Source organism: Janthinobacterium sp. FT14W, from assembly GCF_009208755.1.
In the GTDB taxonomy this organism is placed as follows: Bacteria; Pseudomonadota; Gammaproteobacteria; order Burkholderiales; family Burkholderiaceae_D; genus Janthinobacterium; species Janthinobacterium violaceinigrum.
Genome location: NZ_WFLL01000107.1, coordinates 1 through 1,391 on the forward strand (window position 1 = coordinate 1; position 1,391 = coordinate 1,391).

The 1,391-nt window shown below is 76.1% G+C and carries 1 pseudogene; it reads left to right on the forward strand.

The window, feature by feature from the left end:
- A pseudogene (locus tag GCN74_RS29050) lies at positions 1-1,391 on the forward strand (hypothetical protein); the annotation flags it as partial.

The following is a 1,391-nucleotide window of genomic DNA, read 5'->3' on the forward strand; positions in this document are numbered from 1 at the left end:
GCCACGGCAGCGGCCGCCACGGCCGCGCTGACCGATGCGGGGGCGCTGGGCGTGATCTCCACCGCCGACGCCGCCGCGCAACTGGCGGCCCAGACGGCGGTCACCACCTTGACGGCCGCCAATACGGCGGCGCAAAACGCCCTGACCGCGGCGCAATTGGTAGCCGGCCAGACCGATGCTGCGGCCCTGGCCGTGGTGTCGTCGGCCGCCGATGCGGCCGCCGCCGCCGCCGTCACGACGGCGGGCCAGACGGATGCCGTCGCGCTGAGCCTCGTTTCCACCGCCGATGGCCTGGCTGCCGCCTCGGCCGCCAGTCTGGCGGCGCTGACGGATGCCACCGCGCTGAGCATCACATCCACGGCCGACGCGGCCACGGCTGCCGCCTTGCAGGCAACGGCCAACCTGACGGATGCGAGCGCCCTGGGCCTGATCGCCACGGCCGCCGCCGCCGCCGCCAACACGGCGACGAATGTTGCCAACCTGACCGATGCGGTTGCCCTGGGCACCGCCTCGGCAGCCGCCACCGCCGCCGCCAATGCGGCTGCCAGCACCGCCGCGCTGACGGACGCCACGGCCCTGGGCCTCGTCGCCACGGCCGATGCGGCGCTCGCCGCCACGGCGCAGACGACGGCCAACCTCACCGATGCCGCGGCACTGGGCCTCGTCTCGACCGCCGCCAACACGGCCGCCAGCCTGGCCGCCGCCACTGCCAACCTGACGGACGCCGTTGCCCTGGGCACTGTCTCGACGGCCGCCACGGCCGCCGCCAACGCGGCAGCCGCCACCGCCGCGCTGACCGACGCCGTCGCCCTGGGCCTGACGGCCACCGTCGATGCCGCTGCCGCCACCGCCGCACAAGCCACGGCCAACCTGACGGACGCCGCTGCCCTGAGCGCGGTCGCGACCGTGAATGCCACGGCCGCCGCAGCGGCCGCCACCCTGGCCGGCCTGACCGACGCCGTCGTGCTGGGCACGCAGCATACGCTTGACGTCACGGCCGCCACCGTCGCCGCCACCAAGGCGGCCCTGACGGATGCCGCCGCGCTCACCACCGTCGCCAACAACGACGCCGCGAATGCCGCCGCCCTGGCCGCCTATTCTGCCGCGCATCCGCTCGACCTGGTGGCCGCGCTGGCCGCCACCACGGCGGCCACGACGGCGAACCTGTCGCACGCCGCGGCAGTGTCCGCGCAGGCGGACGATGCGGCCGCCGCATCGACGGCCGCCACGGCGGCGGCTTCCCTGACGGCGCTGAACAATGCGATTGCCGCCGACAATGCCGCCACCGCGGCAGCCACGCTGGCCCTCACCTCGCAGGCAGCGGCAACGGCGGCACAGGCTGACGATGCCGCCGCCGCGGCAGCCGCGGGCGTGGCCGCCACCTCGCTGGC